Genomic DNA, 15,938 nt, shown 5'->3' on the forward strand with positions numbered 1-15,938 from the left:
GGAGTGAGGGGAATTCATCACGGTGTGCCCCAGCGCTTCAGCGCCGCGGCGACCACCTGATCCGAGGGCGCGCCCAGCAGGCCCTGGATCGGAGCGGGCCATCCCTGGCCATTACGGATGTCGGCGGTCATCGCCATCAGTTGTTCGGGGGTCTGGCTGGCGACCCAATCCAGGCTGGCCAGCGGCGCGTACCAGGCGGCCCAGCCCTGCTCCCGGGCGCTGGCCAGGGTGCCGACCGGCTCGCCGTCGCTGCCCAGGGCCCGGGTCAGGTCGTCCACCCCGAGCCTGATCAGCGCGGCACGGGCTTGGGCGCCGTCGACGTCGCCGACGCACAGCAGGCCGATGGCCCCGGCCACGCCCTGGCTGAGCCAGACATGGCCCGGGTCCTCGCGCAGGTCGCTGGCGCTGATCAGCCGCTGGCGGGCCAACAGTTCGGCGATATGCCCGCGCCGCGCCCAGCGCCCGACGCCTGCCGCCGCCACGTCCCAGTCCGGACTCTGGGCAAGCAGCAGGTGGCCGTTGCTCAGGCGACTGCCTCCCATGCCGGCGGGCCACTGGCTCAGCTCGCTGACCAACGGGCTGCCGCCCAGGCGCCGTGCCACGCAAGTGGCCATGGCCCTCAGGTCCTCGCGCACGTCGCGGGCGTTGTCCTGGCGGCTGGCGTCGGCCAGTACCCACACACCGTCCAGGGCCTGCGCCGAGGCCAGTGGGGACAGAACGTAAGCGAAGTCCAGCGGCTGCTGGCTGCTGGCATTGAAGGCGTGGCCGTCCACTTCGATCAGCCATTGCCAGGCGCCCGCCGGGGCCACGGCGTGCGCGGCGACCGCGGCGCCCGCCGGCAGCACGGGCACCGCGGCCGGCAATCCGGCCTGGGTCCGTTGCAGCGGGGCACGCAACCAGCGCTGCGGGTCAAGGCCCAGGCGCGGCAGCGCCCGGCGGGCCTCCAGCCACACGCCCTGCGGCCCCAGCCAGAAACCTTCGCCCTCGCTGGGCCAGCCGGTGGCGGCAAGCGTCCAGTGCAACGTCACGGCGCACCCCGTCGCCGCGCAAGCGCCCAGGGCAATGCGCAGATGGTCGGTGGCCTGTTCGACAGCGGCCGGCTGGCCCATGACGCTGGCGCCCGTCACGTGCAGGCCCGGCGGCAACTCCGCGTCCAGGCGGCCGCTGGCGGCGATCACCCCGTCCAGGGCCCAGCGCCCTTCCACCTGCCGACGCGCACTGTCGACACGCAACTGCACCTGGCCACCGGCGACCTGCCAGGCGCCCGCCCCGGCCAGCCAGCGCTGTTCCCAGGCGGCGCTTTCGGCACGCTCTTCGGCGGTCGACTGATAAGCGCCCTGCTCCACCAGATGCCGGTGCAGCAACAGGCCGCTGCCCAACAGCAGCAGCACGCCCAACGCCAGCAACCCGCCCGGCAGCCCGAACAGGCGCTGGCGCACGTCTGCCAGGCGCCGCTGCTCCGGCCCACGGGGCAAGGCCAAGGCCGCCAGGGCGACCAGCACCAGGCAACCCGCCAGCTTCCAGCCCGCCAGCGTCGCCAGATAGGGCAACCAGGGCGCCCACCCGGTCAGCGCCGACAACGCCACATGGGCCGGGATCGCCATGGCATAGGCCGGATAACTCACCAGCCCCAGCTCGTGGTTGAGCACCAGGAAAAACGTCAGCAACATCGAGGTCGCGTAGGCCAGGCCGGAACGCCGGATCAGCGCGTGCACCAGCACCGTCAGCATCGCCAGCTCCAGCAGTGGTGGCGCGAACACCAGCAGTTGATAGATCAGCACAAAACCGGGGGCCAGGCTTTGCGGCGCGGCGATGGCGCTGATCAACAAGCTGGCCAGGCCGGGCACCAGGGCCAGCAGCAACGTCGCCAGCAGCACGCACAGCACCTGGCCCAGCATGCGCAGCCACACGGGCGCCGGCGTCGCCTGCAACATCGCCCCCAGCCCCTCCACATCATCGCGCCGGCAGATCAGGCCGACCAGCGCCGCCACCACAAAGGCGATCACCAGGAACAGCGCGCTGGAGAGCAGCGGCAAGGTCAGGTCGGCCCGGGGCACCATCGGCCCGCGGGCGTGCCACACCCCATGCACGAAACCGCTGAGCACGCCCATCACCGCCAACAATCCCAGGGCCAGCCACCAGACCTTGCGGGCGCAGACCTGGCGTAATTGCCAGCGGGCCTCGCGCCACAAGGCCAGCGCCCAGCGGCTGGCCAGCAACGGCCCGGGCAAGCGGGTGCCCGGCGCCAGGCGCATCGGCGGCTCGGCCAGTACCGCGCCGGAACGACGGCCCATCAAGCCCTGGCGCGTGGTGCGCGCCAGCACCCCGGCGAGCAGCAGCAGCGGCAACACGCACCACAGGCCACGGTTGAGCCAGAAGCCCGGCGTCAACGCCAGCAGCGCCTGGGACTTCTGCGCCGCCGTCCAGGTTTCCACCTGGGCCTGGGCAAAGGTAAACAGCGAGGGATCGAGGCTGGCGGCCAGCAGCGGGTTGATCTGCCCGCCCTTGAGCACCACCACCGCGAACATCCACAACAGCATCAACAGCGTCGCCAGGGCAAAGGGTGCGGCCAGGCCGCGGCTGCGCAGCGCCAGCAGGTAATACAAGGCACCGATCCCGGTGCTGACCGGCAACAGCAACGCCACCCAGGCAAAGCCCAGCGCCGACCAGGCCGGCGCGCCGATGCTCGCCGCGGGCACCCAGCCCAGCCAGCCCAGGACCGGGCTCAGCAGAAACCCCACCACCAAGGAACTGGCCAGCAAAGCGCCGACCAGCGCCGCGCCGATAAACCGCCCCCACAACAGCGCCGGCAACGACACCGGCAACGCCAGCAACACTTCCTCCAACTGCGCCTTGCGGTCGCGCAGGGCCGGCTGGGCAAAGACCCAGGCCCAGGCGAAGAACAGGAAGAACATGCAGCCGCACGACATCAGGTAAATCAGGCTCGGGGCATTGCGCGGGATATCGCTGGCGCCCATTTTCTGCACGTATTCGGCATTGGTCAGGGACATCAGCAGGTAGCCGGCCAGGCCGAGGAACACCAGCAACGGAATGCCGCTGCGCAACCCGGCCCGCACTTCCACCCAGGCCTCGCGCATCATCAGGACAAAGGTATTCATGCCTCGAGCGCCTCGCCGGCCTGGGCCAGCGCCAGGTAATAGATGTCTTCCAGGCGCGGGGCGTGGGCGCGAAAACGCGGGTCGGCGGGTCGCTCGCCGTGCACGATCACCCGGCTGCCCTCAGGGCTGGCGGCCACATGCAACGCCGCCGGCAGGCTTTCGCCGCGGCCGAAGGAGGCTTCCCACAGGCGCCCCTGCTCGGCCTCGAGCAACTGCGCCGGGCTGCCTTCGACGATGATCCGCCCGCCGGCCAACACCGCGAGGCGGCTGCACAGGTTCTCGACGTCTTCGACGATATGGGTCGACAGCAGCACGATCGATTCCGCGGCCACGTCCGCCAGGACCCGATGGAAACGGTTGCGCTCCGCCGGGTCCAGGCCCGCCGTCGGTTCGTCGACAATCAGCAGCCGCGGCGAACCCACCAGCGCCATGGCGATGCCGAAGCGACGCAGCATGCCGCCCGAATAGGTGGCCAGCGCCCGGTGCGCGGCCTCCTGCAGATTGACCTTGGCCAGCAGGCCTTCAACTTCCTCGCGCCGCTGGCGGCCATCGGTGCGCCCCTTGAGCCAGGCGAAACGGTCGAGCAAGTCACGGGCGCTGACGCCCGGATAGGCGCCCAGCTGTTGGGGCAAGTAGCCCAAGCGCCGGCGCAGGTGATCGGAATCGCCAAGCACATCCACACCGTCCAGGTGAATGCTGCCGGCGTCGGGCTGCTGCAGGGTGGCCAGGGTCCGCATCAGGCTGCTTTTGCCGGCGCCGTTGGGGCCCAGCAACCCGTACATCCCCGGGCCGACGCTCAGGTCCACGCCACGCAGCGCTTCGACGCCATTGTTGTAGCGCTTGCGCAGGCCGCGCACTTGCAAACCCGAATCGACTGACATCGGTAACTCCATGGACAGCGCGCCGCTACCGGATCCCGATCGAGCAAGACCGGGTCTGCCGCAGGGCGCTTATTGGCGGGAAACACCTGCCCGCAAAGGGGCAGCCAGGGACGGTAGTCAAGGCCGCGGGGCGGGCTCTACCCGATTCAAGTCATTTTCCAACCGTATCGCGCAGCCAACCGCGCAAGCCTCCAGCAACCGCGCCGGCCAACCCCGGGAGCGGCCAACGGATGCGGGGCGAAATCGACTCGATGCGGGTAGTCCTGGCAATGAGAATGACTAGCATCTTCTTCCGCGCATTCGCTTGTTTCCCAACGCCTGGGCCAACCCCGGCCCGGAGCCCAGCTATGAGAAGACGTTGAGCCATGGCCACACCCAGCATCTCAACCGCAACCCTGCTGCGTCAGTCGCTGTCCCAGGCCCTGGGCCTGCCGGCGGAGCAGATTCCCCTCGACGCCAACCTGATCGAGTGGGGCCTGGATTCGGTCACGCTGATCCGCCTGGTCGGCCAATGGCGTCGCCAGGGCCTGGCCGCGCGCTTTGCCGAACTGGTGGCGGACCCGCGCCTGGTGGCCTGGCTGGAGCGGCTCGACACCGCGCGCCCCACCCCGGCCATGCCCGCCCACGCCAAACATGACGACCGGCAGCCCTTCGACCTGGCGCCGATGCAGCATGCGTACTGGGTCGGCCGCGCCCCCGGCCAGGAGCTGGGCGGCGTGGCGGCGCACTTCTATAACGAGTTCGACGGCCAGCACGTCGATCCACTGCGCCTGGAAGCCGCCGTCGGCCAATTGCTCGCCCGCCACGCCATGCTGCGCGCGCAGTTCCTGGCCGACGGCCGCCAGCGGATCCTCGACCAAAGCCCCTGGACCGGCCTCAAGGTGCATGACCTGCGCGCAGCCAGCGCCGAACAGGCCGGCCAGCGCCTGGAACAGCTGCGCGCCAGCCTGTCCCACCGGCAACTGGCCGTGGAGCAAGGCCAGGTGCTGGATATCCAGCTGTCGCTGCTGCCCGACGCCCTGCGCCCGGGCGGCACCCGCCTGCACCTGAACCTCGACATGCTCGCGGCCGATGCCCTGAGCCTGCGCACCCTGCTGGGGGACCTTTTGCACCTGTACCAGCAACGGCCCCTGGCCCCACTGGACTACAGCTTCGCGCGCTACCTGGCCGAGCAACGCCAGGAACAAGCCAGCGACGAACACCAGGCGCGCCAGCGCGAGGACCGCGAGTACTGGCTGCAACGCCTGGAACAACTGCCCGGCGCCGCGCGTCTGCCCGTCAACCTGCAGAACGGCGACGCCAGCCAGGTGCGCCGCCGCCATCACTGGTTGCCCCCGGCCGAACGCCAGGCCTTCGAGCGCCACGCCCGGGAACACGGGCTGACCCCGGCCATGGCCCTGGCGGCGGTGTTCTGCGAGGCCCTGGAGGCCTGGAGCGACACGCCGGGCCTGCTGCTCAACCTGCCGCTGTTCAACCGCGCGCCACAGCATGCCGATGTCGACCGGCTGGTGGGCGACTTCACCTCGTCGATCCTGCTGGCCTGGGACGGCGCCGCCGGCGCGTTCGCCCAACGCGCCGCCGCCCTGCAACGGCGCTTTCACGAGGACGCCGGGCACAGCACGTTTTCCGGCCTGCAGGTGCTGCGCGAGCTGTCCCGGCAACGGGGCGAGCAGGTCCTGGCGCCGGTGGTGTACACCAGCGCCCTGGGCCTGGGCGAACTGTTCCCCGAAGGCGTGCAGGAGCACTTCGGCCAACCGGCGTGGATCATTTCCCAGGGCCCGCAGGTGTGGCTCGACGCCCAGGTCACCGAGTTGGACGGCGGCCTGCTGGTCAACCTGGACGCCCGCGAAGGCCTGTTCGCCGCCGGCGTGCTCGACGGCCTGTTCGCCGCCTACAGCGGCCTGTTGCAACGCCTGTGCTTCGACGCGCAGGCCTGGCGCCAGCCGGTCCCCGCGCTGATTCCCGCCGAGCAGCAAGCGGTTCGCCAGCGCTCCCAGGGCCAGCACGCCGCCCTGCCGGCGCAACGCCTGCACGACGCCTTCTTTGCCCAGGCGCGCCTAGCCCCCCAGGCCCCGGCGCTGCTGTTCGGCGATAACGGGGCGATCGGCTACGGCGAACTGGCCGAGCGCGCCTTGCAACTGGCCGGCTACCTCGAAGCCCAGGGCGTCCAGCGCGGCGATGTGGTCGCCTTGCAGTTGCCCAAGGGGCCGGAGCAAGTGATCGCGGTCCTCGGGATCCTCGCCTGCAGCGCCACCTACCTGCCGATCGGCGCCGACCAGCCGCTGGCCCGCCGCGAGAAAATCTGCGCCTCGGCCGGCGCCCGGCTGTTGCTCGACGCGCTGCCACCGGCCTACGCCGCCCTGCCCGGCCCACGTCCCGGCGAAATCGGCGACCTGGCCTACATCCTCTACACCTCAGGCTCGACCGGGGAACCCAAGGGCGTGGAAATCAGCCACCTGGCCGCGGCCAATACCCTGGAAGACCTGCAACGCCGGCTCAGGCTCGGCCCACGGGACCGGATCCTCGCGCTGTCGGCCCTGGAGTTCGATCTGTCGGTGTTCGACCTGTTCGCCGCCCTGTCCAGCGGCGCGGCGGTGATCTGCGTCGAACCCCAGGCCCAGCGCGACGCCGAACGCTGGCGCGAGCTGGCGCTGAACCACTGCGCCACGCTGCTCAACTGCGTGCCCGCGTTGCTGGACATGCTGCTGGCCTGCGCCCCGGCCGGCGCGCGCCTGCCCCTGCGTGCCGTGCTGCTGGGAGGCGACAAAGTGGCGCCGGACCTGGCCCCGCGGCTGTGGGCGCAAGCCCCAGACTGCCGCTTCATGGCCCTGGGCGGCGCCACCGAGACCGCCATTCACTCGACCCTCTTCGAGGTCTTGCCCGGGCAAGCGTTGCCCTGGCATTGCCTGCCCTACGGCAAGCCACTGGACAATGTCAGCCTGCGCATCGTCGACGGGCACGGGCACGACTGCCCGGACTGGGTCGCCGGCGAGCTGTGGATCGGCGGCGCCGGGGTGGCGCAGGGTTACCGCGGCGACCCGCTGCGCAGCGCCGAACGCTTCGTCGAATACCAGGGCCAACGCTGGTACCGCACCGGCGACAGCGCGCGCTACCGGCCCGACGGCAACGTCGAATTCCTCGGCCGCAGCGACTTCCAGCTGAAGTTGCGCGGCTACCGCATCGAGGCCGGGGAAATCGAAAACGCCCTGCTGGCCTGGCCCGGCATCGAGCAGGCGGTGGTGCTGCTGGCCGGGCAACGGCTGGCCGCCATGCTGCGGGTGCCCAACGGCCCCGCCGAACCCGCGCCCTTCGACCCGCCGGGCCTGCGCCAGCACCTGGCCGAGCGCCTGCCGGCCTACATGATTCCCGAGCACCTGCTGGCCTGCGGGCAACTGCCGCTGACCGGCAACGGCAAGATCGACCGCAAGGCCCTGCACGCGCGTTTGCAAGCCCAGGGGCCGAGCGTGCGCCACGACCTGTCGCCGCCCCGCGGCGCCGTCGAGCAACGCGTGGCGCAGGCCTGGCAACAGTTGCTGGGCTGCGCCGAGGTGTGCCGGGAGCACAACTTCTTTTCCCTGGGCGGCGACTCCCTGAGCGCCACCCGCCTGGTGCGCCTGCTGGCCGAGCAAGGCGTGGGCGGCGCGCGGCTGGCCCAGGTGTTCAACCGGCCGCTGCTGGCGCAGTTCTGCGCCGACCTGTACCTGGCGAGCGAAGCGCTGGAACAGCCGGTCATCGTCGCCGACCCGGCGCACCGCCACGCGCCGTTCCCCATGACCGAGGTGCAGCAGGCCTATTGGCTGGGCCGCGATCCGAGCCTGGTCCTGGGCGGCGTCAGTTGCCATTTCTATCGCGAATACGAGGTGCAGGACCTGGACCTGCCACGCCTGCAGCGGGCGCTGGGCCGGCTGATCGAGCGCCACGACATGCTCCGCGCGGTCTTCGACGCGCAGGGCCGGGCGCGGATCCTGCCCCTGCAACAGGTGCCGGCGTTCGTCATCGGCCAGCGCCACACCAGCCTGGACGCCTTGCGCGAGGCCTGCGCGCATCGGGTGTTCGATCCGCAGCAATGGCCGCTGTTCGACGTCCAGGCGCTGACCCAGGGCCGGCAGACCCGGCTGGCGATCAGCCTGGACAACCTGATCCTCGACGCCCTGAGCATCCTGCGTTTCTACGCCGAACTCGACGCCCTGTACCGCGACCCGACGCTGGAATCGGCACCCTTGGCGTTGTCGTTTCGCGACTACCAACTCCAGGCCGCCCCGCCGCCCGCGGAGCTGCAAGCAGCGCAACGTTTCTGGCAGGAACGCCTGCCCGCGCTGCCGCCGCACCCGCAACTGCCCCTGGCCGCCGACCCGGCGAGCCTCGGGCAACCGCGCTTCGAGCGCCTGCAAGGGCGGATCGAGGCCCAGGCCTGGACCTCGATCCTGGCCCAGGCCCAGCAACACGGCCTGACCGCCTCGGCGGTGCTGCTCTGCGCGTTCGCCGAAACCCTCGGCCGCTGGAGCGCCCGGCCCGACCTGTGCCTGAACCTGACCCTGTTCGACCGCCGCCCCTTGCACCCGCAGATCGATCAAGTCATGGGCGACTTCACCTCGCTGACCCTGCTCGGCTATACGCCGCGCCCCGGCGAACGCTGGCTGGACCGCGCGCGGCGCACCCAGCAGACCCTGGGGGAAACCCTCGAACATCGCTGCCTGGGCTCGGTCAGCCTGCTGCGGCAACTGGCCCGCGAGCACGGCGCGCAGCAGGCGCAGATGCCGGTGGTCTTCACCAGCGCCCTGGGAGTGCCCGACGGCACCGCCGCCCCGCTCGACGGCCCTTTCGCCCTGCAAGTATTCGGCCTGACCCAGACCCCGCAGGTGTGGCTCGACCACCAGGTGGTGGAAGCCGAGGGCGGCATTGCCTTGAACTGGGACCGGGTGGTGGGGCTGTTCCCCGAGGGCATGGTCGAGGCCATGTTCGACGCCTACCTGCACAGCCTGCGCTGGCTGGCCGAACACCCGTGGGACAGCGCGCCGCCGGACCTCCTGCCCGAGGCCCAGGCCCGGCTGCGGGCGCGGCTGAATGCGCCGGGCCCGGCGGTCGCCGGCGATCCCGTCCTGCATCAGGGTTTCTTCGAGCAGGCCCGCCAGTTCCCGCAGCGCCACGCGCTGCTGTGGGGCGAACACGGCGCCCTGCGCTACGACGAACTGGCCGATGCCGCCCTGCGTATCGCCCGCAGCCTGGTGGAGGCCGGCGTGGAGCCGGGGGACCTGGTGGCCGTATCGCTGGCCAAGGGCGCGCAACAGATTGCCTGCGTGCTCGGCGTCCTGGCGGCCGGCGCGGCCTATTTGCCGGTGGGCGTCGACCAGCCCGGGCAACGCTGCCAACGCATCCTGCAACAGGCCGGGGTGGTGCTGATCCTCGCCGAACACGACCCGCAGTTGCCCGGGCTCAAGCACCTCAAGCCCGCCGCGGCCCAGGCCGGCCCGGCGCTGCCGGCGCCGCGCCCCGTCGCCGCGGACGCCCTGGCCTACGTGATCTATACCTCCGGTTCCACCGGCCAGCCCAAAGGCGTGGAAATCACCCACCGCGCGGCCATGAACACCGTGGCCGAGATCAACCGCGCCTACGGCGTGCGCGCCAGCGATCGCGGCCTGGCCTTGTCGGCGCTGGATTTCGACCTGTCGGTGTACGACCTGTTCGGCCTGCTGTCGGCGGGCGCCGCGCTGGTGTTGATCGACGAGCAGCAGCGCCGCGACGCGCGGGCCTGGCTCCAGGCCCTGCTGCGGCATGGGGTGACCCTGTGGAACAGCGTCCCGGCCCTGCTGGCGATGCTGCTCGAAGCCAATGCCCATGACCGCCAGCCGCTGCCCTTGCGGGTGGCGTTGCTGTCCGGCGACTGGATCGGCCTCGACCTGCCGCAGCGTCTGGCGCAGCAGGCCCCGGGCTGCCGCTTCATCGCCCTGGGCGGCGCCACGGAAGCGGCCATCTGGTCCAACCACTTCGAGGTCAAGCAAGCGTTGCCGGGCTGGCGCTCGATCCCCTACGGCCTGCCCCTGCACAACCAGGCCTACCGGGTGGTCGACGCCCTGGGCCGGGACTGCCCGGATTGGGTCACCGGCGAGCTGTGGATCGGCGGCGCGGGGGTCGCCCTGGGGTACCGGCACGCGCCGCAACTGAGCGCCGAACGCTTCGTCGACGGCTGGTACCGCACCGGCGACCTGGGCCGCTACCGCCCCGACGGCCTGCTGGAATTCCTCGGCCGGCTCGACAGCCAGGTGAAGGTCGGCGGCCATCGCATCGAGCTGGGCGAGATCGAAGCCGCCCTGGCCCGTCACCCCGAGGTGAGCACGGCCGTGGCGCTGGTGACCGCGCAAGGCCGGCTGCTGGCCGCCGTCACGGGCAGCGCCGCGCCGGAGCAGTTGGCGCAGCACCTTGAACACTGCCTGCCGGCCTATATGCGCCCGGAACGGATCCTGCCCCTGGAGCACTGGCCCCTGAGCAGCAACGGCAAGGTCGACCGCCGGGCGCTGCTGGCCACGCTGGAGTCGGCCAGCCGGCCGGCGAGCCCGGTGGACGAACAGCCCTTGAGCGCCAACGAGCAGTTGGTCGCCACGCTGTGGCAGCAACTGCTCGGGGTGCCCCGGGTCTCGCGCCAAGACAACTTTTTCCGCCTGGGCGGCGACAGCCTGCTGGCCACGCGGTTCCTCGAAATGCTGCGCGCCCGCCTCGGCCTGGCCCTGCCCATGGGCCAGTTGTTCGGCGCCGCCAGCCTGGCGGAAGTGGCGCAGACCCTCGACCGCCAACCCGCCCCAGACACTGTTGAAGAGGGCGTCATCTGACGCCCCGTCTCACCCCATTTTCCAGGAGCTGTCATCACCATGCCTGCCGCCAAACTCTTAAATGAACTCAAGTCCCTGGGGGTCGAACTCTGGCCCCAGGACGGACAACTGAAATTCCGCGCGCCCCAGGGCCTGCTCGATGCCGGGCGCCTGGAGCAGCTGCGCCAGCACAAGCAGCAGATACTCGACCTGCTGCAGGCCCAGGAACAGCCGCTGGTCAGCGCGGACCCCGCCAACCGCCACGCGCCCTTTGCCCTCACCGACGTGCAGAACGCCTACCTGCTGGGCCGCCAGTCGTCGTTCGGCTACGGCAACGTGGCCTGCCACGGCTACCTCGAACTGAGCTGGCCAGCCCTCGATCCACAGCGCGTCGAACAGGCCTGGAACCAGTTGATCGCCCGCCACGACATGCTGCGGGCGGTGATCGCCAGCGAAGGCTCGCAACGGGTACTGCCCGAGGTGCCCCATTACTCGGTGGCCGTAGCGGACCTGCGTGGCCTCGGTGCCGAACAACGCCAACAGCACGTGCAACAGATCCGCGAGGGTATGGAACAGAAGCTCTACCCCACCGAGCAGTGGCCGCTGTTCGAGCTGCGCCTGAGCCGGGGCGACGGCGCCGACACCCTGCACTTTTCCATGGACTCGCTGATCGCCGACTGGGCCAGCGCCCAGCTGTTGTTCAACGAACTCGAACACCTGTTGCACCAGCCCCAGGCGCCGTTGCCGCCCCTGGACATCAGCTTTCGCGACTACCTGCTGACCGAGCGCGGCCTGCTCGAAGGCAGCCGCCACCAGCGCGACCGCGAGTACTGGCTGGCACGGGTCGACGAGTTGCCCGCGGCGCCGCAACTGCCCAAGCCCATGGCCGGCGAACAGACCACCCCGGCGCGCTTTCGCCGGCACAGCGCGCACCTCGCCGCGCCCCAGTGGACGGCCCTGAAAAACGCCGCCAGCGAGCATGGCCTGACGCCGTCCATCGTGGTGCTGACCGCCTACGCGGGGGTGTTGCAGCGCTGGAGCCAGCAGCCGGCGTTCAGCCTCAACCTGACCCTGCTCAATCGCCTGCCGCTGCATCCCCAGGTCGATCGGCTGGTGGGCGATTTCACCTCGGTGAGCCTGCTGCACGTCAAGGATCCCCAGGGCCTGGACTTCACCGAGCAGGCGCGGCAACTGGGCGGCCAGCTGTTCGCCGACCTGGAGCACCGGCTGTTCTCGGGCATTGCGGTGATGCGTGAAATCGGCCGCCGCCGCGGGCGGGAAGCCGCGGCCATGCCGGTGGTGTTCACCAGCGCCATCGGCCTGGCCATCGAACCGCCCGCCACCAGCGGGCGCCAGGTCGGCCATGGCATTACCCAGACGCCCCAGGTGACCCTGGACTGCCAGGTGATGGACGACCGCCACGGCCTGCATATCCATTGGGACGTGCGCCAGGGCGTGTTCCCCGACGGCCTGGTCGACGACATGCAGCACGCCTTCTGCGACGAGTTGCAGTTGCTGGCCAGCGACCCGGCGGCCTGGGGGCACAGCCTGCACGTGCCGCTGCCGGCCTGGCAGCAGCGCGAACGCCTGGCCGCCAACGCCACTGCCGCGGCGCTGCCCGACGAACGCTTGCAGGACGGCTTCCTGGCCATGGCCCGCCAGCAACCGGACGCCCTGGCGGTGATCGCGGCCGATGGCCGCCTGAACTACGCCGAGCTGGCCCGGCGCGCGCTGGCCGTGGCCGCCGCCCTCGACGCCGGCGGCTGCCAGGCCGGGGAGCCGGTGGCGATCCTTATGCCCAAGGGCGTGGATCAGGTCGTGGCGGCCTACGGCGTGTTGCTGGCGGGCGCCGCGTACCTGCCCCTGGACAGCAACGCCCCCGCCGCCCGGCGCGACCGGGTCTTGGCCAATGCCGGGGTGCGCCATGTGCTGGGCCAGTCCCAGGCGTTGCCCACGACCCCGCTGCCCGAGGCGCTGCACTGGCACGCGGTCGACCAGTTGCCCGCGCGCCCCTTCCAGCCCAGGGCCGGCAGCGCCGACGAGCTGGCCTATGTGATCTACACCTCGGGCTCCACCGGCGAACCCAAGGGCGTGATGATCAGCCATCGCGCCGCGCTGAACACCGTGCAGGACATCAACCGGCGGTTCCAGGTCAATGCCGGTGATCGGCTGCTGGGGCTGGCCCAGCTCAGTTTCGACCTGTCGGTGTATGACCTGTTCGGCCCCTTGGCGATGGGCGCCACCCTGGTCCTGCCCGACCCGGCGCGCGGCGCCGACCCCTCCCATTGGGCCGAACTGGTGCAGCGTCATCAGGTGACCCTGTGGAACTCGGTGCCCGCCCAGTTGCAGATGCTTGCCCATTACCTGCAAGCCGAACCCCGCCCCCTCGACAGCCTGCGCCTGGCCCTGCTCTCCGGCGACTGGATCGCCCTCGGCCTGCCGCCGCAACTCCAGCAGTTGCTGCCGGCGCTGAAGCTGGTGGCGCTGGGCGGCGCCACCGAAGCCTCGATCTGGTCCAACCTGCACCCCATCGGCACCATCGACCCAGCCTGGCGCAGCATTCCCTATGGCTTGCCGCTGGCCAACCAGGGCTTCCGGGTGCTCGACGGCCAGTGGCGCGACGCGCCGACCTGGGTCCCGGGCGACCTGTACATCACCGGCGTCGGCCTGGCCCTGGGCTACCTGAATGACCCGGCCCTGAGCCAGGCGCGGTTCTTCGACCATCCACTGGACGGCCAGCGCCTGTACCGCACCGGCGACCGTGGCCGCTACTTGCCCGGCGGCGAACTGGAGTTCCTCGGCCGCGAGGACGGCCAGGTGAAGATCCGCGGGCATCGCATCGAGTTGGGGGAAATCGACGCCGCCCTGCTCGCCTGCCCGGGCGTCGAGCATGCCATCAGCCTGGCGGCGGGCGAGCCCAACGGCGAACGCAGCCTGCTGGCCTTCGTCACCGCCGAGCGGGTCGAACCCGAGCCGCTGCCCGATGCCCCCCTGCTGAGCGCGGTGAACCGCTACGCGCAAAGCCAGGTCGGCGCCTTCGAGGCCGAGCAGGTGCAAGCCTATCGCGACGACCTCGACAGCGCCGCCCTGGGCGCCATGCTCGAGGTCATGCTCAAGGCCGGGCTGTTCCGCGGCGAGCGGACCGCACCCGACGCCGCGGCGATCCTGCACGCCTTGCAGGTCGAGCCGCGCCATCACTGGTTGCTGCGGCGCTGGCTGGGCGCCCTGTGCGACGCCGGCTGGCTGCGCCAGGAGCACGCGGCGTACCGGCTGCTGCGCACGCCGGCCGATCCGGCGCTGGCCTGGGGCCGGGTGGAACAGGCCGTCGCGTCCGGGCTGTGCAGCCAGGCGCTGCTCGACTACCAGCTCACCCATGTGCGGCAACTGCCGCAACTGCTCAAGGGCGAGGTCAACCCCTTCGACCTGCTGTTCCCCCGGGGCCAGCAGGACCTGGCCTGGCAGCTGTACGGCAGCGACGCGGCGGCGCGCTACAACAATCACAGCGTGGCGGCGCTAATCAACCGCCTGGCCACCCGCTTCGACGGCGAGGGCCCGCTGCGTATCCTCGAGATCGGCGCCGGCACCGGCGCCACCAGCGCCCCGGTGATCGCCCTGCTCGACGGCCTGGAGGTGGACTACCTGTTCACCGACATGACCGCGTTTTTCCTGCCCGCGGCCAAGCAGCGTTTCGCCGCGCAGCCCTGGGTTCGCCACGGCCTGCTCGACATCGACCAGGACCTGCGCCCCCAGGGCCTGGCCAGCCAGGGCGCCGATATCGTGCTGTGCGCCGGCATGCTCAACAGCGTGCGAGACATCGACCGGGCCCTGGAGCGCATCGTCGAATTGCTCAGCCCCGGCGGCTGGCTGGTGTTCAGCGAGCCCACCGGCGAATGGCCGTCGATCCTGCTGACCCAGGGCTTCATGATGACCCCGGTCGGCGGCGACCACGACCAGGGCCGCAGCGGGCTGCGCAGCGCCGACACCTGGCAAGCGCGGATCAGTGCCCTTGGCGGCGAGTGCCTGCCACTGCTGCCGGGCGCCGAGCACCCCTTGGCGGCCCTCGGCATGCGGGTCTTCGCCGCGCGCTTCAAGGCCGGCGTGCGCCGCCTGGGCGTCGACCGCCTGCGCTCGGCCCTGGCGCAGCGGCTGCCCGAATACATGCTGCCGGCGCAGGTGCAGGTACTCGACCGCTTGCCGCTGACCGCCAATGGCAAAGTCGACCGCCAGACCCTGGCCCAGTGGCGCCCGGCGGCGGATGCCCAGGCCGGCGACAGCCCCGAGCAGGCCCCTGCCGACCCCCTGGCCGCGGCGCTGTGCGAGGTCTGGGCGCAGGCCCTGGGCCTGTCCCGGATCGGCGTCAACGACAGCTTCTACGAAAAAGGCGCCGACTCGCTGATCCTCGCCAGGGTCGCCGGCCAACTGCGCGAGCAATTTCCCCAGGCGCAGGCCTTCAGCTACGACACCCTGCTGCGGCAGATGCTCAACGAGCCCAACGTCACCGCCCTGGTGCGCTTGCTCAACCATGGCGAAAGCGCCCCCAGCGACAGCCCGGTCGCCGGCGAATCCCAGCGCGCGACGGGCAGCAATGCCCTGGTGGTGCCCTTCGGCGGCGGCGACAGCGGCCCGGTACGGGTGATGTTCCATGCCGCCCTCGGCACCCTGGATTACTTCCAGCACCTGGGCCGCTCCCTGGCCGCGCAGCAGGCCGGGCCGGTGATCGGCTTCGCCGTGGCCGACACCGCCCAGTACCTGGCCCTGGAGCCCAAGCGCCTGATCGAGAGCGTGGCCCAGGACTATGCCGAGCGGCTGATCGCCGACGGCCACCAGCGTTTCCAGTTGATCGGCTATTGCCTGGGCGGCCTGCTCGCCACCGAGGTCGCGCGGCGCCTGCTGGAGCGCGGCCTGGAGGTGGTCGACCTGAGCCTGATCGACAGCATCCCGATGTTTATCGACACCGACGAGGAACTGGCCTACGAGGCGATCTTCGTGCCCAACCTCAACCTCGACCCGGTGAAGGCGGTGTTCGGCGAACACATCGAGGACTACGACGTGTACCGCGCCATCGACCTGCTGATGGCCCGCGACAACCGCCGGGTGCCGGCCGGCGCGATGGCCGCGCTGGGCGGCGACCGGGG

At 71.0% G+C, this 15,938-nt stretch carries 4 protein-coding genes; 2 read left to right on the forward strand and 2 right to left on the reverse strand.

What is annotated here, in order from left to right; all coding sequences use genetic code 11:
- Positions 1-17 precede the first annotated feature (17 nt).
- On the reverse strand, positions 18-3,119 hold the full coding sequence (locus BTN82_RS15890) for a hypothetical protein (RefSeq protein WP_075120084.1): 3,102 nt from the start codon (positions 3,117-3,119) through the stop codon (positions 18-20).
- Entirely contained in the window at positions 3,116-4,000 is an 885-nt protein-coding gene (locus BTN82_RS15895; protein ID WP_075120085.1) for an ABC transporter ATP-binding protein, read from the reverse strand. Before BTN82_RS15895 ends, BTN82_RS15890 begins: the two co-directional genes overlap by 4 nt.
- Positions 4,001-4,365: 365 nt before the next feature.
- Between BTN82_RS15895 and BTN82_RS15900 the strand changes: the two genes are divergently transcribed.
- Positions 4,366-10,824 carry a non-ribosomal peptide synthetase gene (locus BTN82_RS15900; protein WP_075120086.1) on the forward strand — a complete coding sequence of 2,153 codons (6,459 nt, stop codon included), beginning with the start codon at positions 4,366-4,368 and terminating at the stop codon, positions 10,822-10,824.
- Between the two features lie 39 nt (positions 10,825-10,863).
- The coding region (locus BTN82_RS15905; RefSeq protein ID WP_075120087.1) for a non-ribosomal peptide synthetase at positions 10,864-15,938 on the forward strand (5,075 nt) is incomplete at its 3' end.

Source organism: Pseudomonas chlororaphis (assembly GCF_001921865.1).
Classification (GTDB): domain Bacteria; phylum Pseudomonadota; class Gammaproteobacteria; order Pseudomonadales; family Pseudomonadaceae; genus Aquipseudomonas; species Aquipseudomonas chlororaphis_D.

Bases quoted from the DNA above. Each gene is read 5' to 3' on its own strand.
- BTN82_RS15890 (WP_075120084.1), bottom strand. From the start codon at position 3,119: ATGAATACCTTTGTCCTGATGATGCGCGAGGCCTGGGTGGAAGTGCGG.
- BTN82_RS15900 (WP_075120086.1), top strand. From the start codon at position 4,366: ATGGCCACACCCAGCATCTCAACCGCAACCCTGCTGCGTCAGTCGCTG.
- BTN82_RS15895 (WP_075120085.1), bottom strand. From the start codon at position 4,000: ATGTCAGTCGATTCGGGTTTGCAAGTGCGCGGCCTGCGCAAGCGCTAC.